The 18,939-nt window shown below is 40.1% G+C and carries 15 protein-coding genes; 5 read left to right on the forward strand and 10 right to left on the reverse strand.

What is annotated here, in order from left to right; translation table 11 throughout:
- Positions 1–46 precede the first annotated feature (46 nt).
- From AB1A65_RS07715 to AB1A65_RS07745, 7 genes are all read right to left on the reverse strand, one after another.
- A complete protein-coding gene (locus AB1A65_RS07715; RefSeq protein ID WP_366587474.1) occupies positions 47–820 on the reverse strand; it encodes a tetratricopeptide repeat protein in 774 nt (257 codons plus the stop codon).
- A 178-nt stretch (positions 821–998) separates the two neighbouring features.
- Positions 999–1,529, reverse strand: a complete 531-nt coding sequence (locus tag AB1A65_RS07720; RefSeq protein WP_366587476.1) for a hypothetical protein — start codon at positions 1,527–1,529, stop codon at positions 999–1,001.
- 77 nt (positions 1,530–1,606) lie between these two features.
- Positions 1,607–2,722 carry a hypothetical protein gene (locus AB1A65_RS07725; RefSeq protein WP_366587478.1) on the reverse strand — a complete coding sequence of 372 codons (1,116 nt, stop codon included), beginning with the start codon at positions 2,720–2,722 and terminating at the stop codon, positions 1,607–1,609.
- On the reverse strand, positions 2,719–3,285 hold the full coding sequence (locus tag AB1A65_RS07730; protein ID WP_366587480.1) for a sigma-70 family RNA polymerase sigma factor: 567 nt from the start codon (positions 3,283–3,285) through the stop codon (positions 2,719–2,721). The genes AB1A65_RS07725 and AB1A65_RS07730 overlap by 4 nt, the downstream gene beginning before the upstream one ends.
- 20 nt (positions 3,286–3,305) lie before the next feature.
- Positions 3,306–4,160, reverse strand: coding sequence for an LEA type 2 family protein (locus AB1A65_RS07735; protein WP_366587482.1), 855 nt, complete (start codon positions 4,158–4,160; stop codon positions 3,306–3,308).
- 10 nt (positions 4,161–4,170) lie between these two features.
- Positions 4,171–6,513, reverse strand: coding sequence for an ATP-binding cassette domain-containing protein (locus AB1A65_RS07740; protein ID WP_366587484.1), 2,343 nt, complete (start codon positions 6,511–6,513; stop codon positions 4,171–4,173).
- 13 nt (positions 6,514–6,526) lie between these two features.
- Positions 6,527–7,357: a M48 family metallopeptidase gene (locus AB1A65_RS07745; protein ID WP_366587486.1), complete on the reverse strand. Its 831-nt coding sequence runs from the start codon at positions 7,355–7,357 to the stop codon at positions 6,527–6,529.
- Positions 7,358–7,700: 343 nt separating this feature from the next.
- On the opposite strand from AB1A65_RS07745, the gene AB1A65_RS07750 reads away from it, so the two are divergent.
- On the forward strand, positions 7,701–8,912 hold the full coding sequence (locus AB1A65_RS07750) for an MFS transporter (protein ID WP_366587488.1): 1,212 nt from the start codon (positions 7,701–7,703) through the stop codon (positions 8,910–8,912).
- Between the two features lie 433 nt (positions 8,913–9,345).
- Here AB1A65_RS07750 and AB1A65_RS07755 read toward each other — a convergent pair whose 3' ends face one another.
- The 3 genes from AB1A65_RS07755 to AB1A65_RS07765 are packed head-to-tail and all read right to left on the reverse strand — an operon-like array spanning position 9,346 to position 15,254.
- Entirely contained in the window at positions 9,346–10,668 is a 1,323-nt protein-coding gene (locus AB1A65_RS07755) for a SusE domain-containing protein (RefSeq protein ID WP_366587490.1), read from the reverse strand.
- 19 nt (positions 10,669–10,687) lie between these two features.
- Entirely contained in the window at positions 10,688–12,298 is a 1,611-nt protein-coding gene (locus AB1A65_RS07760; RefSeq protein ID WP_366587492.1) for a RagB/SusD family nutrient uptake outer membrane protein, read from the reverse strand.
- A 7-nt stretch (positions 12,299–12,305) separates the two neighbouring features.
- Positions 12,306–15,254 carry a SusC/RagA family TonB-linked outer membrane protein gene (locus tag AB1A65_RS07765; protein WP_366587495.1) on the reverse strand — a complete coding sequence of 983 codons (2,949 nt, stop codon included), beginning with the start codon at positions 15,252–15,254 and terminating at the stop codon, positions 12,306–12,308.
- A 297-nt stretch (positions 15,255–15,551) separates the two neighbouring features.
- Between AB1A65_RS07765 and AB1A65_RS07770 the strand changes: the two genes are divergently transcribed.
- From AB1A65_RS07770 to AB1A65_RS07785, 4 genes are all read left to right on the forward strand, one after another.
- Entirely contained in the window at positions 15,552–16,592 is a 1,041-nt protein-coding gene (locus AB1A65_RS07770; protein ID WP_366587498.1) for a LacI family DNA-binding transcriptional regulator, read from the forward strand.
- 114 nt (positions 16,593–16,706) lie between these two features.
- Positions 16,707–18,077: an MFS transporter gene (locus tag AB1A65_RS07775; protein WP_366587501.1), complete on the forward strand. Its 1,371-nt coding sequence runs from the start codon at positions 16,707–16,709 to the stop codon at positions 18,075–18,077.
- Positions 18,070–18,729: a beta-phosphoglucomutase gene (pgmB, locus tag AB1A65_RS07780; RefSeq protein ID WP_366587504.1), complete on the forward strand. Its 660-nt coding sequence runs from the start codon at positions 18,070–18,072 to the stop codon at positions 18,727–18,729. The genes AB1A65_RS07775 and pgmB overlap by 8 nt, the downstream gene beginning before the upstream one ends.
- The coding region (locus AB1A65_RS07785) for a hypothetical protein (protein ID WP_366587506.1) at positions 18,726–18,939 on the forward strand (214 nt) is incomplete at its 3' end. The genes pgmB and AB1A65_RS07785, both read left to right, overlap by 4 nt.

The following is an 18,939-nucleotide window of genomic DNA, read 5'->3' on the forward strand; positions in this document are numbered from 1 at the left end:
ATGTTCGGTGTAATTGAATTTGGTTACTGTTTGGTGTTGATTTTAATTAACTGGCCTGTTGGATATGGTTCACCATTTTGCAGGCATTGGCATGCCCCTGATCACAGGCTTTTTTGTACCAAGCTTCAGCCTTGATCATATCTTTGGTCACTTCATTGCCATTATAATAGAGGTTCCCCAAGGTTACATTGGCATCTACGTACCCTAACGTGGAGGCTTTCTTCAGTAATTCAATGGCGCCGTCCACATCTTTTTCCGTGCCTTGTCCAGAGAGGTTCATTACCCCTAGGTTGAATACAGCAGGGCCATATTCTTTTTTGGCCGATTTTTCGAAGTAACGCATCGCCTTTGGGTAATTTACCGGGGTGTTTTTGCCGAAGTAATATTTACACCCTTGGGCAAAAAGGGCTTCTTTATTCTTGGGGAAGAACCAAATTACGGCAATAACAGCAAGCAGTATCCATAAGGAAAACCCCCACAGCCATTCTGTAAATTCTATTTTGTAGGCTGGCAGAGGGGTGGGTAAAGCACCGCTGGCCTGAAAGGTTTTTAGCTGTTCGCCACTCAAGGGGTAATAGGTGTTAATACTTCCTTTTACGCCCAATACATAACCATCGTCTGTCATGTAGACTCCCATAAAGATGAATAGGGATGTAGTTTTATGGGCCAAGTAAAGGTCTTCACCATTGGCGCCCTTTATATCAACGTCGGTAATTTTTTGGATTCGTTCGCTCTTTCCAAATAGTCCACCAACCCGTCTAGCAGAAGCCAGGTTTGGAATCAAGGTGAGCAAGGCAATCAGGAATAGTAATTTTTTCATTTTGTGATGAAGTGTTAAGGTTGAAAGTAATGATATATCTTATTGTGCCTGAACCTATTCGACAGTCAGCACTAAAAATAGGCATATGAAACTTTTTATACCAACATTTTTAAGCCTTGGTGTCAAATACGTTTTCGTATTTACATAATAATAACATTGTGGCTGGTTTGTTTAAGGATTATTCTGTCAGGGTTGGTAATTCAACCGAAATGTTGTTTTCACCCATAGCATTGACCTTAAAAGATGCTCTCACATTTTGTGGGACCTCTTGCCAAATGGCATCTGCATTTTGTTTGGATTCAATTTGAATGGTAACAACTCCATCCGAAAAGGTTTTGGAGGTTTTTTTTGTCCCATTTTTCTTTGAGAGTTCATTGTACAGGGTTTGTACATTTTCATCTCCATAAGCAACAGAGTCTATGAAAATCAAGATTTTGTTCTTGCTTTTTTCCTTCTTTGAGCCGAACAAGATACGGCCTACTTTTTCAACGGTTTCCTTTGTACCTTCAATGGTATTGTCAATGCCTTCCACCGTTTGGTCAATATCATTGTTGGTGTTTTGAACGGTCTGGTCCACTTGATCTATTTGATCAGCGGTCTTACTGGTCATTCCTCGGTTTCTTCTTTTGGTAGCATCTGAATTTTGTGCATTTACAAGCCCACAGAACAAGGCAATGAGAATAAAGGTGTGTACTTTTTTGGATGTCATTTTTAATCGTTTTGGTTATACATTCTATGGGTATATAACCGTAGATGGTCAATGTCATCTTTTTTATAAGATTTTTTCTAAAAAATTATTTGGTACACACGTACTGGGAAGGATGGACGGTCCATGAACATACGAGTCTCGTTGTTCTTGGCAAAATCAATTTCTTCGAGTGGGGTGTTTTCAGTGGCGTCAATGTTCAGCGGGTATAACGCATTGTTATGAATCAAATAATAGGAGTTGCCTTCACTTTTTGAAACAACGATGACAGAAACAGAATCACTATTCATGTTTGCATCTATGACCAAGTGTTTTTTGCCATCCTGTTCCAAAAAGAAATAATTTTTGTCGACCGATGCATTCTCCCTTACCGATACGGTAAAACCAGAATAGGGCAGCGAATTTTCCATAAGGGGCATTACTTTCACTTGTACGTTCTCATCCTGTACTTCTCCAAACGTATATCCTTCTTGGACTTCTTTCAATTGATTTCTCTCTGGCGAAGTGGTCAAATTGAACAATTTGTCCCCATATTTTAGATAATACTCCCCTGCTTCATCCTTCCCTATTTGTAATTGAAGTCCGGAAATCCCTGAATCTCCATATAGGACCAGTTGCTGGCCATCAAAAGAATAGGAGAGAGGCGAAGGCTGCTTTACCATACGTATGGATTCTGCCGGAACAGATTTTCCATCTGAAAAAGCGAATTGTATCTCATCTTGGGGATTACCGTCCCATTCGTCTTCGGACAAGTCTTCTTTATCCGTTATTTGGGTGTTATTTTTTTTCAGAATGACACTATCCTCCGCTTGTTTTTGTATAGAATCCGCATCAACCACATGGGGGGTGTCATTGATTATGGGACCTTCTACTTTTGACCTGAAGAGATAGAACAATGTTCCCAAAATAATGCATGCCGCTGCAGCTCCACTGTAAATGATCAATCTTCGGTACAAGCCCTTGGGTTTTTGTTCCCTTGATTCCTTATAATCTGCGTATAAAAGGTCTAGTTTGGCCCTGAGTTTTACGTCTTCCTTCCATTCAATGCCCTTGTAAATCTGTTTAAAAATTTCAAGTTCCTTTACAAATTCTTCGTCTTCATCGAGCAACCGTTCAACTTCCCTTTTTTCATCATCATTGAGACGCCCGGTCAGGTGTTTATCAATCAAATCAATATGTCGCAATTCTTCCCTCATGGCTGTTTTAAACGGATTATGACATCATAGGAAACCTCGCCCCGTAATTTTTGAAGGCACCGCAATTTCTGTTGACTAGCAGAACGGGCACTGGAGTAGTTGAACCTTTCGGCAATATCCTCCATGCGCATCCCCAAAAATATGGTGGCCTCTAAAACCGATTTGCAGGGTTCTCCAATCTTGGTCAGGGCTTTTTCAAGATACTCCCTAAGATTAGGCCCCTTTCGAGTAATTTCGGGGCTTATGGATTCATGGCCTTCTTGTGAAACACCAACCTCACTCTGTCTGTTTTCATACTTTTTTCTTCGGTTGAGTTGATTGAGCCATTGCCGTTTTGAAATTTCGAACAGATAGGTGCTTATTTTACTTCGGAGTTCATAATTTCCGGCCATCACGTTTTTGTAGAACACAATAATCGCCTCCTGAAAAACGTCCAAAGCATCATCTTCATTACCGTTGTTCTGCCCTACCCAACTTTTTACCATGCCCATGTGCTGGTACAGCTGTTGTAGGCAATTCTCGTTTCCTTTTTTTAATTGATCTATCAGTTCTTGGTCGGTCATCGAGGTTTTTTCTGAAATGGCTACAATCCTATTTCCACATGATCTTTTATGGGCACGTTAAATTCATACTCCTGAATTTTTATTTGGGCCTCGCCTAAAATAGTAAAATTGGCTTTTTGGTTGGTAAGCCATGAGAACTTCATTTGTTTTAAAATATCAAAATTGCTCAGGGTAACATCAATGGGAATAGTAGTAGATTGTAATGCTTCTTGAAAAAACGGTTCATCCATGGTCCACGCTGCCACATGTCCTTTGTTTTCATCCAAATAAAACTCAAGTTTCATGGTATTGATGGTATAGGCAATGGGCAATCTGTTGAGAGTTTCAACTCCTAATTTCAAATGGGTTTTGCTCAGTGAAGGCAATCTGTTACTGGAAATGGACCGAATTTTAAAATTGTTGCCATAGTCCAAATTTTTACTGATTTCCTCTAAAATGGCCTTTTTGGTGTTCAGATGTATCTTATCATCCAGCGCAATGGTGAAAGAATTTAGCAAAAAGCTCACCTTGCCATTGCCCTTCAGGGCAAATTCAGTGGAATCTGATGCCAATAGCTCGGGATAAAAAGAGTTGAGACTTTTGAGTTCTATCTCACAGGTTACCGGTATCCGAATGGTATCATTGGCCGCCAAGCTCATTTGTTCGTTTAAAAAGCCCTTTCCCACCAAAGAATCCTTGTAAAAAATCTCCATGCTGGATTGCCTCAGCTTTGTTTTTACATTGTTGGGATTGTATACAACATAATCCATTCCCACCACTAGGGCATTTTCCGTGAGACCTTTTATGGTAACATGGTCTATGGCTACAAATTCTGGTTTTTTGCTACATGACATAAAAAAAAGGAATGTGCCAAGTACTAGTGCTATTTTTTTCATGGTGTTGGGTTTAAATACTATCCTTCTTTTTAAGCGAAACATAAATCAAAACATAGAACATGACATTGAGCACTGCGATGACCGCAACGTTCATGTCAAAACTGTTGAAGACATCACCAATTAAGGTTCCATCCTCAACCAATTTTTTATTATACAGGTCGAGTAGTTGCACTGCTGAAGTCGATGCGGTCTGCGAGCCCACTTCTGGTGCAGGGAGAGGAACAGAGGTTAGAACAGCTTCAACCGTGTCTGGATTGAACTCAGAAGCTGGAGAGGCATCGTCCTGTAAGCGGGCAAAACCTTCAGTGCCCCATCGGCCCAAAGTGAAAAAGCTCAAAATTTCTACCAAGGTATTGTTGATTTTTGTCATTACCCCGGCCAACATGATTTGAGGCATCAAAGCAATGGGCACTACGGTCATCACTTTTTCGGTGGTATTGAAGGCAGAAGAAAGCCATAATCCAATAAGTGAAGCAGAAATGGAAACATAGAACATGAACAACATGCTATGACCAAAAAGCCTCAGGTACACTTCCTCAAAACCTTCAAATGGGCTTAATTTGAAATTGAGGTAAATGATACTCACAAATAGTACGGTCTGTACCAATGCAATGAGTGAAAGTACCAACCATTTTGAAAGAATATAGGTGTTGATGTTCAGGTTGAACATACGCTCTCGCTTGTATACTGTAAGTTCACCCACAATTTCTTTGGCCGCGTTGCTCACCCCAAACCAAATGGCCGAAATGGCCATCAAGAACATGACTCCAATCTGAAATTTGTTGAACACCAAACAGACCAAACCCGCTATGATTACGGGTTGGGCCAATAACAAGACCAGATTTCCTTTGTCGTTTAGTTTGATATTGAAATACCTTGAGACCAACCAATACAATTGTAGCCAGTACGAGTCGGGTTTTTCTTTTTTTACATCTGGATTGTTGACAGCCTTGAACCCAACCTTGTTCGGTTTTTGGTAGTAAGAAGTCACTGTGTCTATATCGCTCATTTTACTATAGACCTCCACAATATTCTGAGCCTCAAAATGGGAAGTCAATGCGTTGGCAGGTCCTTGAAATACCAAATGCCCCTGAACCCCTAAAAATATGGCTTGGTCCACGTAGTTGAGGTCTTCCGGTTTGTGGGTCACCATTACAATTGTGGTTCCAGAATGGGCCAACTTTTTAAGACTCTTTAAAAAGCTTTCAATGGTCTCTGGATCTAAGGGAGAGGTGGGTTCATCTAAAAACAGGATGGTGGGCTCTGTCAAAAGCTCTACCGCAATGGACACACGTTTGCGCTGACCACCGGAAAGATTCCCCACTTTTATGGTTCTAATGTCTTTTTCCTTGTCCTGATCTAAATTCAGGTCGTTGATTACCTTATCAATTCTTTCATTGATTTCTGAAACGGCGGTATCATCGGGCAAACGGAGTTTGGCCGCATAGAACAAGGTTTTATAGACGGTCAACTCCTTATGGATGATATCGTCTTGGGGGACATAACCGATTTTTTTCTTAATAAGACTAAAGTTGTCGGCCAGTGAGAGTCCATGTATGAACACCTCTCCGGAGGTAGCAGGATTTTCTCCGTTCAAACATTTCAATAGAGTGGATTTTCCACAACCCGAAGGTCCCATCAAAGCCACAAAAGTGGAATGGGGAATGTTCAAGGACATATCTTGCAATCCAATCTTATTGTTCGGATATTTTTTTTGAATGGCCAAAGCTTTTATGGCACTACTTTCCTTTCGAAGATCTTTGGCACCATCTTTTAAGGTAATGCTATAAAAGGATATGGTAACCGTATCACTTTCCTTGAACTTGGTCTTGGACTTTACCTCCTTGCCATTGAGATAGGTCTTATTGGTGGAACCCAGGTCCTCAATCCAAAATTCACCTTGCGAATAGGAAATTATGGCGTGTTCCCGTGTTACCGTAGGATCGTCCAGAACAATATCGTTATTTTCAAGGCGGCCAATTTTGTAAGCCCCTTTAGCAACAATTTTTTGTTTGAAACCCTTGAACTCTTTATGGGGTTCTGAGGATTTTGGCGTCTTCTCTTTTGGAACATCAGTAACAACCTGTAGCTTTTGCGATGCGACACTGAAAACTTCTTCAGGTAAAATCTTGACCCAAGTGTTGGTGGCTATTGGCTGCTGACCGACCAAGGTTCCGTTTGAGCTTTCAAGGTCCATGATATAGATCCCGTCCGTCCTTGCTTCAATTTGTGCATGTTTTCTGGAAGCAAGTCTGCTGTCTATCTCAACATGGGCGCCATGGCCCTTTCTTCCAATGGTAACAATTTCATTTTTAGGCAGCGGAATGGCCTTTCCTTTACAGATGAGGTACATTTCGGATGTCATTTTATTGAGTGATGTAAGATTGGATACATTTTTTGCGATGTTCCGCAAAAGGGTGTGTGGAAGTTAACTTCTTAAGGAGGTCTTGCTTTTGGTAACGTTCCAATTTCCTGAAGAAATCTGCAAATCTGTTTACATCATATCCAGCAGCTTTGGCCAATTCAAACCCAACTTTGTCAGCTTCATACTCATCAATCTGATCAAAAGGGGGTGAAAAGGTTCTATTTATTTTATTGGCGATATCGGTGAAACCTTCCATGCGGGTCATTCCTTCAAGGTCTGTTGAGAGTGTAAGTTTAGTAACTTTTCTTTGCGTGTGGAGTTTGTCCTCATGGGCCACTTCATGTCCTATGATGAATGCCAATTCATCATACGAATCAATAAAATTAAGTAAACCTGTGGTAATGTATAGGTAACCGCCCAAAGTAGCAAATGCATTGATTTCTTCAGATTTTAAGATGCTTATCCGATAGGATACATCCTTGCGGGACACGTTTTTAACAATACGTTGCAATATTTCTTCAACTTTTGGCTTGGCAAAATGAGAGTTGTCCAATTGACCAAGGGCAGCATATCTATTGTACATATCCCTTCCAATGTTTTTTTTGGAATCACTGGAAATGTTTAGCGCAAAATCCAACCAGTTGTTTTCCACTTGCTTATAAAAAAAGGCAGGCCCGTCAAAAGCATGCCCACAATCTTGGAGCACGGCTGCATGTTCAATTTTGGAGGTGTAGTCAGAAAGGGCGTCCTCCAATTTTTCAACGGAGATTTCTTGAGCCATGGAAATCTGTAAAAAGCAGCAGAAGAAGAAGGCTGATAATGTGTGTCTCATGATGTTTTTAGTGTATATAACCAAATGTAACAAATGTCATCTTTTTAAGGTCAAGGATTTCGGTTTTATGGGGTTAAAGAGTGTTGAACGGTTGGTTTTCATCAATTTAGTACTGATGTGTTTCATTGTATTTTATGAAGTTACTTAGAGATTTTATGCTACATCCGCAAGGGAAAACAAGGCCTGATACAATGATAATGGGACAGGATGGAAGGGTGAGGAAGGCCACATACGGATCAGGTAGATAAATCCAAATAGATTTATGTAAAAATACTTGCATCTTGAACAAGCATTACCCTGTACCTTTGTGGCTTATTTAATTAAGACCAAAAAAGAGAAACAATTGAATACACCTTCCAATTCAACAAACACCAAAGCCTTGTTATCCTTAGCCGTAGGTGGTTTCGGTATTGGCCTAACAGAATTCGTGATTATGGGGATTCTGCCCAATATTGCTGATTCCATGGCAATTTCCATCCCCAAAGCAGGGCATTTTATTGCTATTTATGCTTTAGGTGTGGTGATTGGTGCTCCCTTTATGGCGAAGGTGACCTCAAAATTGCCTCCAAAGAGAACACTACTGTTCTTGATGATTTGGTTTACGGTTTTCAATACACTTTCAGCATTTTCGGGGAACTATTGGGTTATGCTGTTGTTCCGGTTTTTATCAGGGATGCCCCATGGGGCCTTTTTTGGTATCGGTGCGGTGGTTGCAGGGTACTTGGCCAAACCTGGAAAGGCTGCCCAAGCCATGGCCGTTATGTTCTCTGGGCTTACCGTTGCCAATGTGGTAGGTGTTCCTCTTGGCACATATATTGGCCAAGAATGGCATTGGAGTTATTCCTTTATGCTTGTTGGTATTGCAGGCATTGCTACCTTGACAAGTTTGTACTATTGGATGCCGAAACAGTCTTTGGAAGAATCAGAACCCGATGAAAATCAGGAACCGTCAGCTGGGATAAAAAGTAAAAAACTATGGGCCTTAATTGCATTGACCACCATTGGAACGGGCGGCTTCTTTGCTTGGTACAGTTATATAGCACCCTTGGTCATCAATGTAACCAAGCTGCCTGAAGCCTATGTAGGGTATGTAATGATTGTTGCAGGAGTGGGTATGTTCTTCGGAAATTTTCTGGGAGCCCGGATGGTAGAAATTTTCACAGCGCAAAAATCGGTTGTCATTAGTTTATTAAGCATGGCCGCCATACTTTTGATCAACTCCCTTTTGGCCAGTAGCAACATTGCCATCTTTATCGTTAGTTTTATAGTTGGGATTATCACTTTTTCGTTGGCAGCCCCTATTCAGATATCAATTATTAGGGCGGCAAAAGGAGCGGAGAAACTCGGCTCTTCAATGAATCAAAGCGCCTTTAATATGGCAAATGCTTCTGGAGCTTATTTAGGTGGAGTTCCTATGATTTTTGGATTTTCAGTTACCTATGCGAGTGTGGTTGGTGCAATATTGGCTTTTACAGGAGCCTGTATTGGAATCGCCATTCTATATGTTCAAAGAGCGGAGGAACGAAAAAAGAAAAAAGAATCACTCTGTACTTGACCTCAAAATGGTATGGTAATGATTGCAGAGCGAGAAGAGATATGATAAAGATTAGCTGTTTAATACTGATGGCAGCTGGAATCCTTTCAACTTTACTCTGGATAAACCTGTTTGCCTAGAATACAGTCTGATAGTTTAGTACAGTCGTATTACACAAAAAAGCCTCATCTATTGGACGAAGCTTTTTCTTAATTGTAGCGAGGACTGGACTCGAACCAGTGACCTTCGGGTTATGAGTTCCACCAAACCCCTCATTTTATGCTGTTTAGGGTGTATTTTGCCAAAAAACGTGTACGGTTATTTTGAATTAAAAATACAAAAAAAAGCAAAGTTGAGACAAGAAAAAGGGGCTGCACAATTACATGCAACCCCAATCTTGCTAAATAACTAAACTAACTCAAGTAAAAACAGATGATGATCATCCGTCTTATTTTTATTCAATAGTGTAAGTCGGATTACTGGGGTTTGAAAAATCCAATGTAATAGTATATGTTCCTGCAACTACTGAAATATTGTTGTTTTCAGAAGTATCTAGAATACCATCGGGTTCGGCATCACCATAACTTATGGCCCAGTCATTATTTGCCCTAATTTTGAAATCTCCCTCCAAGAGAGTGACTGAATCTAATACCCAAATATCATTTTCAGTGCTCCAATCCCGAGTAAATTGAGCATCAGGTGTTTCCCCCCAATTGTTATAGGCAGAACCTACCAACCCCCATATGTTATCTAGGGGCTCAAGGGAATAGGTCAAATCGTTAAAGTTAACCGTAACTATGTAGTTTCCGGAGCTTACCGATATATTATTGTTTTCTTCAGTGTCCAATATTCCGTCAAGTTCTACATCACCGTAATTGGTTACCCAATCATTATTCGCCCGAATTTTAATTTCTCCCGCACTAAGTTTTACAATGGCCCGCCATTGATCGGAATATGAGTCATAGGTCAATGGCATGTCCGGACCATCCCATCCATTTGTAGTGGCAGAACCCACAATACCCCATGAATAGGATACAATGGAATAAGATAACGTTGATGCATTAAAGAGAATCCTATAAGTTCCAGCAGTAACCAAAATATCATTACCTCCAGAGTCCAATGTTCCGTCGGATTCATTGTCACCATAATTGACTGTCCAATCATTATTTGCTCTTATTTTAATAGCCCCGTCGACCAAAGTGACATATGCCACGAATTCGTCAGTAGTTTCTGTTTTGTAAAATGGCATGTCAGGACCGTCCCAACCATTGACTGTTGCACTACCTACAAGGCCCCAAATAGATGAGAGATCCAAAATGGAGGCATAGGGTGTTAAGGTTAATGCGCTTGGTTCTGAATAAAGACTTGAATCCGTCGATAGAACTGTCTCAATCATTACTTTAAGCGAAGTTTCAGTCCCAGGCTCAGCACCAAGATTTAATGCAATTGAATTTAATTCTGCATGCGTAAGACTAACGGAATATTCGCTGCCTCCATCAACTATTTCTGGAGCACTGAAATCACCTACTTCCAAATCGAATAGGAGTTGATAACCAATTGAACCGGCATTGTAACCAAAATCAGGTTCCAAAAAGTCAATGGTCAAAGCGGTTTCATCTTCACTTTCCTTTTGTAAAACCAGGTTAGAAATAGATAATTGAGCAGGACCTGTTTCAGCTGAATCGTTCATCACTGTAATTGCTGAGTCATCCTCACAAGAAGAAAGAGCCGCCACTGCAAAAAGTATAACAAGTATTTTTGTATGAATAGTTTTCATTGTAAAACAATTTTGAAGTTTAATATCCCTCATTTTGAATGAGGTTCGGATTGGCATTGATTTCAGCGCTCGGTATCGGATAGAGGTCCCTAAATTTCTCGGTCGTCCTCCCTGAGGCTATGTTTCCTTTCCATGGCCAGACTCCTTGATCTGAAAATTGGCCAAACCGAATCAAATCTGTCCTTCTGTGGTTTTCCCAATATAATTCACGAGATCTTTCATCCAATATGAATTCCAAAGTAAGATCGGATAAAGTAACGTTTCCCGTTGAATTGCCAAAAGCTCTTTCCCTTAAATCATTTACATAGCCTAGTGCCGTTGTGCCATCACCGCCACCACCACGTAGAAATATTTCTGCATACATCAAATAGGCATCGGCCAATCTAAATGTTGGAAAATCCACATCAACTAAATTGCCTGATTCATCTGAGCCTTGATTTCCGTTGATGTCAATGTTTTTATACTTTGTTACAGCATATCCTTCAGTAAAATCAAATGGGTTGTTGATTTCCAGGGTCTGTCCACTTGTATGGAACATAGCCCTCGAATCCGTTGAGCCTGAAATATCATCCCATTTGTCCACAAAGGCACTGGTAGTTCGAATACCTCCCCAACCTCCATTGACCCCAAAGGCTGCCGGATCCATATCACCACCGATTGCAGCATGTACTAAATAGGTGGTTCCTCCGAATGCTCCATTGGTACTTGCGTCAAACCGGAAAGGATATATGATTTCATTTTGGGCTCCGTTACTATCGTTATCCGCAAGAAATAAATATCTGTATTCAGGAGCCAGAGAATAATTTGAGGAGATTATCCTGTTCGTGTATTCCATGGCTTCTTCATATCGTGAGGTGCCAGTATACACTTCCGCATTTAAATATAATTTGGCCAACAACATCCAAACATATGCCTTGTCTGCCCGGCCATACTCGTTTTGTCTTGGCGCTGGAAGTCTTGTTTCGATGTCCAACAGTTCAGACTCCAAATAGTCAAATACATCGGACCTTGAGGTTTGCTCAGGATAAAAGGCTCCCACTGGGTCGGTTTCATCTACAAGTGGTAAATCACCAAACATGTCTATACCATGCCAATAGCTGAATGCTCTTAAAAACCTTGCTTCGTCCCTAAACCCTGCAATCTCTTGTCTTAAGGTTTCGTCAACACCTCTGCTATCCAGTACTCCTTCTTCTGTTTCTCTCATAAACTGATTAACCAGTCCAATCTGGAAATATATCCTAGCATAGGTAGCCGTAAGGAAAATATCGGAAGATGTCCATACATGGTTGTGAATATCATGTATGGTTTGGTCATTCCAAGCAATAATTGCTTCATCCGTAGACAGTTGTTGGACTGTGAAAAGTAATCTAAGGTAGTTGGAGAAATTACCGTCAATACCTAAAATATCATCAAGATTACCACTGGCATTCTGTCCTCTTAATGAAAAACCGCCATAAATTTTTGCTAAAAACTGCTTATAAGCATCAGGATTCTCAAATGTAATGTCACCTGTCTGTGAACTCAGAGGTTGTAAATCAAGCTCATTTTCACAAGAAACTGTTATTAGAAAAAGTGATAGTAGTATTGATACTATTTTATATTTGGAATTAATTATAAGATTCTTCATCATAGTTTTTTTAAAAATTCAAGTTTAATCCAAGAAGGAAGGTTCTTGGCCTTGGGAAAAAATTGTTGTCGATTCCGTTGGCTATTTCAGGATCAATGCCATCATAGTTTGTAATGGTAAATGCGTTCTGCACCGTTGCGTTGATTCTCAGTCCAATATCATCTCCGAGATATTCACCAAAATCATAGCCCAAAGTAATGTTGTCCATTTTCAAGAACGATGCCTCCTGTACGTAGTAGTCCGAAAATAATTGGTTGTTCTGAAAACCAGTTTCTAAAAACGAAACATGGACATTTCTGTTGGAATTTAATGAATGTAACCCGAATGCATTCCCAGACGATGATGCAACGTTATTGTAAGCATAATTTCCGATACTTGCTCGAAGCGTAAAACTCAAATCCCAATTCTTGTACCTTGTATAGGAGGATAGTCCCATGAGATAATCTGCTGCAGGGTTTTCCTTAATGTAGAGGTCATTACTATCAATTATTCCATCTTCGTTAAGATCTTCATAAACGCCTTCAATTGGCACTCCACTTTCGTTGTAGACCTGTTTGTAGACCAAGTATGAACTTTGCGGGTGGCCAACTCGATGGATTTGTATTGAGTTGCCTATTCCTCCTCCAATAAACCCCGTTGGAACGCCAATGAAACTTGGGTCGTCCACAATATTTAGTTTTAAAATCTTATTGGTTAGATAAGATGCATTAAAATCAACAGTCCAACTAAAATCTTTTTTATTTGCCAATAAGGTGCTAAGGGTAAATTCAACACCATTGTTTTCCAAATCCCCGATGTTAGTTGTCAACTGATTTGTCAAGTTTGTTCCAGATGCTACAGGTATTAGGTTTAAAACATCTGTTGTTTCCCTGGTAAAGTATTCGATACTTCCAGAAATTTTATTGTCAAAAAAACCGTAATCCAAACCAATATTATAGGTTTCTGATTCTTCCCATTTTATATTTGAGTCGTACCCAGAAGGTCTGACCGTGTTATAAAAGGTATCTCCCAAAGGGTACCTCTGATCGTCAGCACCGTTCACATAAGCAGGTAAGTATCCAAAGTCAACGCCTATTTCCTGCTGGCCAGTCTGCCCATACCCCAATCGAAGTTTAAGGTTTGAAATAACCTTGGAATTTTCAAGGAATTTTTCCTCTGAGATGTTCCATGCAAAAGCTCCAGAATAGAAATCACCCCATCTGTTGTCCCCACCAAACCGGGAAGACCCATCAGTTCTGAAGGTGAAATTAAAAAGATACCTACTATCAAAAGAATAACGCAACCGCCCAACATAGGACTCTATCGCATTATGTGTGGCGAATTCGAATGAAGTTGGAGTCCCTAAAGTAGGCTGATTGTTATTGAAATTAAATCGATAGAACTTTTGGAACGTGTGTCCAGCCATAACTTCTATTTTGCTTTTAAGCTTTTCAAGTTCCAGATCATAATTCAAAAAGAAATCGGCCAAAACACTCCTACGGAGACTTCCATAATTTGTAACTGTTCCTTGGGCAAGAAATCCAGCAGCTGAAGATGCCGGGGTATCCGTATTTCCATCCACTTCGCTATAATCAAACCCAAGATTCACATTGGCGTTTAGACCTTTTAAAAAGGGGGCATTATAGTTAAATTTGACATTTCCAATGGCTCTTTTAGTCTTTGAAATGTTTTCATATTGAAGCAATAGACCTAAAGGGTTCCGTGGAGCTAAATTGTTTGGATCTCCATTGGGTTGTAGCCATTCATAGAACCCACCATAGTTCTCCGATCCACTGTACACAGGTTGTGTTGGGTCGAATTGGGCTGCGGTTCCCAAGGCACCTGGATTGGCAAAGTCATCCTGCGTCAAAGCTCCCCTTATGTTCATTTCAATGGAGAGACTGCGATCAAACATAAATTGTCTATAGTTGATGGATCCAGAGGTCCGTTCGAATTTAGAGGTCTTTACAAGGCCCTCCTGAGTGGTGTACCCGATGGAAGTGCGTATGGATGAGTTTTGGTATCCCTTTGATAAGGTCAAGTTGGTATTCGTCCCTATAGCTTTTTGAAAAATCTGATTTTGCCAGTTTGTATTGGCATTACCCAATAAGGGGAGGGCCAATGCTGCATTTGGGCTATTGCTTTGCTGAACCGCTTCTCTATATTCTTGTGCGGATAGTACATCTGTAGTTCTTGCAACTGTTCCTACAGAACCATTAGCATCTATTTGGACACGAAGGGGGGAGCCCACAGCCCCCTGTTTGGTAGTAATTAGAATTACACCTGCAGATGCTCGGGAACCGTAGATGGCCGTCGATGATGCATCTTTTAAAACAACAAAACTCTCTATATCATTTGGATTTATTGTATTCAAAGGAGATACTGTACTGCCTCTTGTTGTACCTTGGTCCACAGGAACACCATCAATTACTACCAAAGGATTGTTGTTGGCGGAGAGTGAAGAATTACCCCCACGTATTCTAATGGTACCTGCTTGTCCGGGCTGTCCTCCAGGAGGGATTACACTTACCCCAGCAGTTTTTCCAGTAATCAATTGTTCAGGAGAGGTTATAGCTCCATTATTGAATTCATCCGTATCTACTTTTTCAATGGCTCCTGTTGCATCACGAACTGTAGTGGTTCCATAGCCAATAACAACAACTTCGTCCAAATTGGCGGTATCCTCCTGTAAGACTACATTAAGTGTTTCATCTGATACACTGATTTCTTGCGTCCTATAACCTATGTAGGAGAAAATGAGTATGTCACCAATCTCTGCAGATATGGCATAGTTGCCATCAAAATCTGAAGTAGTACCTGTTGAACTGCCTTTGACAACAATATTTACTCCTAGAATAGGTTGGTTTGTAGATTCGTCGGTAATCGTACCTGATACCGTACTTTGGGCACTTAAGGTATATCCCAAAGAGGAGGTAAAAAATATAAGTAGAAATAACTTATTTCTAATTTTTTTAATCATTTTAGTTTGTTTAGGGTTAGTTAATTTTTGCCTTACTAATTTGTCTTCTCACGGTCTAAAAGTATGTAAAGAGAGTGTTAAGAGAAAGCGATTTTGACCCGCTAATTGAAGAAAACCGTTTTCGAAACACTAGAAAACCGTTTTCGTGTGGATAAGTTTTTTAATAAAAAGGCAATATATCTGTTATAAAATTGAGTTTTACGCAAAAAAACAAGACCTTTATTAAAACATTACTATAGTAAGAAAAAACCTACTTTTTGGATTGTCCAATGCAATGTTATGAAACGGTAAACGAGAATGAGTAAGAAAGTAACCATAAGGGATATAGCCAGGGAGTTGGATGTTTCCATATCAACTGTTTCAAAAGCTCTAAGAAACATGAAGGAGATTGGACCGGAAACAACCCAAAAAATACAAGCATTTGCCAAACTAATGAACTATAAACCCAATAGTATAGCCATTAGTCTAAAAAACAGAAAAACGAAGAATATTGGTGTTATCATTCCCGAAATAGTCCACCACTTTTTTTCTACTGTTGTCAAAGGGGTGGAAGAATTGGCTGAAGAAAGAGGGTACAACGTAATTGTTTGTTTATCAGATGAATCCTTCTCCAAGGAGGTTGTGAATATGGAGTTGTTGGCCAACGGGAGTATAGATGGGTTCATTGTGGCTGTAGCTAAGGAAACCATGAAGGTGAAGGATTACCATCACTTTTATGAAGTGATTGACCAAGGAATGCCTTTGGTAATGTTTGATAGAGTTGTTGAAAATGTGTTGTGTGATAAGGTTGTGGTCGACGACTTGATGGGGGCCTATTATGCGGTCAACCATCTTTTGGAGACAGGCTGTAGAAGGATTGCCATTTTAACTACGGTTGACTATATAAACGTTGGCAAGATGCGAACCGATGGGTATTTAAAGGCATTAGCTGAAAATGATATTCCGGTTGTCGAAGAATTGATTCTTAAAATAGAAGACATTGATAACTGTGAAGAGGAAATACAGAAACTATTTGAAAACCAGACCTTTGATGCCGTTTTTTCAGTAAATGAACTATTTGCGGTTTTGGGTATGCGGAATGCTATAAGACAAGGGCGCAAAATACCGGAGGATATTTCTTTCATTGCTTTTACCGATAGTATTTTATCAAAATCTGTTACGCCTGCATTATCAACAGTGACCCAACACGCTGTTCAGATTGGTAGAATAGCGGCTCAGATGTTAATTAATAGGCTGGATGATGAAATATCGTCTGACGGTTTTTCTACGCAAATTGTCAAAACTTCAATCATAGAACGGGAAACAACAAAATCAACAAAAATTTCAACATTTAAATAAAAAATTTATATTTGCTATGTCAGAACTTAATTTTTCTTCTCACCCATATTAAGTTTTGCTAGGGAAGATTATTCTTTTCTCGCTTTTTTTCTAAGCATATATAATTTCTTTTTAATGAAACGTCAGAAACTAAGTTTCTGGGAAATTTGGAACATGAGTTTCGGATTTCTTGGGATTCAATTTGGGATGGCCCTACAAGGTGGATTCATGTCCAGGGTGTTTCAAACATTGGGAGCCGATCAAGAATCAATACCTTTTCTTTGGTTGGCCGCACCCCTTACCGGTCTGCTGGTCCAACCAATTGTAGGGTACTTGAGTGACAATACTTGGAGCCCCCGATGGGGAAGAAGAAAGCCTTATTTTTTGATTGGTGCCATTCTAAGTTCAACGGCTTTATTCTTCGTTCCCTATTCTCCTCATTTGTGGATGGCGGCAGGATTTCTATGGATATTGGATGCGTCCATCAACATCTCAATGGAACCTTTCAGGGCCTTGGTGGCCGATAAGTTACCTGATGAACAACGTTCCTTTGGATTTGTTGTCCAAACATTGATAATTGGGGTTGGCACATGGGTGGCAAGTAATCTGCCTTGGCTGGTTACGAATCTGGGTGTTCCCAACGACGCCCCTCCCGGCGTTGTTCCTCCATCGGTCAAGGTCGCATTTTCAATAGGAGCATTTGTATTCATAGCTAGTATATTATATACGATTCTTACAACTTCTGAATACCCTCCTGAAAAAGGGGATAAATCAATAGGGAAAGGAAAGTTTGATTTTTTTCATGAGATTGTTGACTCCATAAGGAATATGAACCCTACAATGCGGAAGCTTGGTGCAATACAGTTTTTTAGCTGGTTTGCATTTTTTACAATGTGGAGCCTTGCAACACCAGCACTTACTGAGCATGTGTTTGATGCACCTATTCCTGTTCAAGGCACTGCTCTTGAATCCAGTACAGGGCAGGTTTCTACATTTGAAATTGCCAATGGAAAGTATCAGAGCGCAGCCGATTCGGTTGGTTCGTATATGGGGGTTTACGGGCTTTCATCCATGATTTTTGCTTTGCTGTTGGCATACTATACTTCTAAAAGCAGATTGAACAGGAAGCTAGTACATATGATATCCTTGATATTAGGCGGAATTGGTTTTATTTCCATGTACTTTGTTCCCTCTCCTCGTTATCTAATCTTATCCTTCGCATTGGTTGGGATTTCTTGGGGTAGCATTTTGTCAATGCCCTACGCTATGTTGTCAAGTTCGGTAAATCCCCAAAAAATGGGTATGATGATGGGTTTATTCAACATGTTTATTGTAATACCGCAAATTATTGCAGCAGTTGGGGGAATTAATTTTTTGTACAAATTACTGGGTGACAATGCTATAAATGCTATGGTTATCGCTGGTATTAGTTTGATTATTTCAGGTCTTTTAAATCTAACTATTAAGAATAAAAAGGCAATTTCATATCAAGTTAATTATGACTAGTAAGGGGTTTATTTTTGATTTGGACGGAGTTATTGTGGATACTGCAAAGTATCATTTTATGGCATGGAAAAGACTTGCAGAACTACTAGGGATCGGATTTAGTAACGAACTTATTGAACAATTTAAAGGGGTGAGCCGTGTGAGGTGCCTTGAAATTTTGCTCTTGAATTCCAATTATGAGTTTACAAGTTATGAATTCGAAAAGTGGCTTGTAGAAAAGAACAAGATATACCTTGAGCTGATTAGCCGAGTTGATGAAACGGTAATTCTTCCAGGGGTTATGAATGTAATGAATTTTTTGAGATCGGAGAGCATTCCAATGGCGATTGGATCGGCAAGTAAAAACGCCAAAAGAATTTTGTCACAGGTTGGTATCGATACTTTTTTTGATGCTATTGTGGATGGGAATGTTGTCAGTGAAGCAAAACCAGACCCTGAAGTTTTTAGGATTGCTGCCGAACAGATTCGAATGGATTCTAAGGATTGTATAGTCTTTGAAGATTCTATGGCGGGTATAGAGGCCGCAAACCGGGCAGGGATGACCAGTATTGCGATTGGGAAATCCAATAAGCTTTCCAAAGCTCACTATAGGTTTAATGATTTTACTGAAATACAAATAAATTTCATCAATCAATTAATACAAAAAATATGAATCAGAGTTATATAAAACCGGACCCTTGGTCCATTATAGAGGAGGGTTTTAGCAGCGAACAGGTAGAATCTTCTGAAAGCCTTTTCAGTTTGGGGAACGGGGCCATGGGCCAACGTGCCAATTTTGAAGAACACTATTCCGGAGAAACGTTTCAGGGCAGTTATATTGCAGGGGTCTACTACCCGGACAGGACCCGTGTGGGATGGTGGA

Origin of the sequence: Allomuricauda sp. ANG21 (genome assembly GCF_040705235.1) — a bacterium.
GTDB lineage: Bacteria > Bacteroidota > Bacteroidia > Flavobacteriales > Flavobacteriaceae > Flagellimonas > Flagellimonas marina.

What these genes read in the sequence shown, in the direction of transcription:
- AB1A65_RS07715 (WP_366587474.1), bottom strand. Translation starts at nt 820, where the DNA reads ATGAAAAAATTACTATTCCTGATTGCCTTGCTCACCTTGATTCCAAAC.
- AB1A65_RS07720 (WP_366587476.1), bottom strand. Translation starts at nt 1,529, where the DNA reads ATGACATCCAAAAAAGTACACACCTTTATTCTCATTGCCTTGTTCTGT.
- AB1A65_RS07725 (WP_366587478.1), bottom strand. Translation starts at nt 2,722, where the DNA reads ATGAGGGAAGAATTGCGACATATTGATTTGATTGATAAACACCTGACC.
- AB1A65_RS07730 (WP_366587480.1), bottom strand. Translation starts at nt 3,285, where the DNA reads ATGACCGACCAAGAACTGATAGATCAATTAAAAAAAGGAAACGAGAAT.
- AB1A65_RS07735 (WP_366587482.1), bottom strand. Translation starts at nt 4,160, where the DNA reads ATGAAAAAAATAGCACTAGTACTTGGCACATTCCTTTTTTTTATGTCA.
- AB1A65_RS07740 (WP_366587484.1), bottom strand. Translation starts at nt 6,513, where the DNA reads ATGTACCTCATCTGTAAAGGAAAGGCCATTCCGCTGCCTAAAAATGAA.
- AB1A65_RS07745 (WP_366587486.1), bottom strand. Translation starts at nt 7,357, where the DNA reads ATGAGACACACATTATCAGCCTTCTTCTTCTGCTGCTTTTTACAGATT.
- AB1A65_RS07755 (WP_366587490.1), bottom strand. Translation starts at nt 10,668, where the DNA reads ATGAAAACTATTCATACAAAAATACTTGTTATACTTTTTGCAGTGGCG.
- AB1A65_RS07760 (WP_366587492.1), bottom strand. Translation starts at nt 12,298, where the DNA reads ATGATGAAGAATCTTATAATTAATTCCAAATATAAAATAGTATCAATA.
- AB1A65_RS07765 (WP_366587495.1), bottom strand. Translation starts at nt 15,254, where the DNA reads ATGATTAAAAAAATTAGAAATAAGTTATTTCTACTTATATTTTTTACC.
- AB1A65_RS07770 (WP_366587498.1), top strand. Translation starts at nt 15,552, where the DNA reads ATGAGTAAGAAAGTAACCATAAGGGATATAGCCAGGGAGTTGGATGTT.
- AB1A65_RS07775 (WP_366587501.1), top strand. Translation starts at nt 16,707, where the DNA reads ATGAAACGTCAGAAACTAAGTTTCTGGGAAATTTGGAACATGAGTTTC.
- pgmB (WP_366587504.1), top strand. Translation starts at nt 18,070, where the DNA reads ATGACTAGTAAGGGGTTTATTTTTGATTTGGACGGAGTTATTGTGGAT.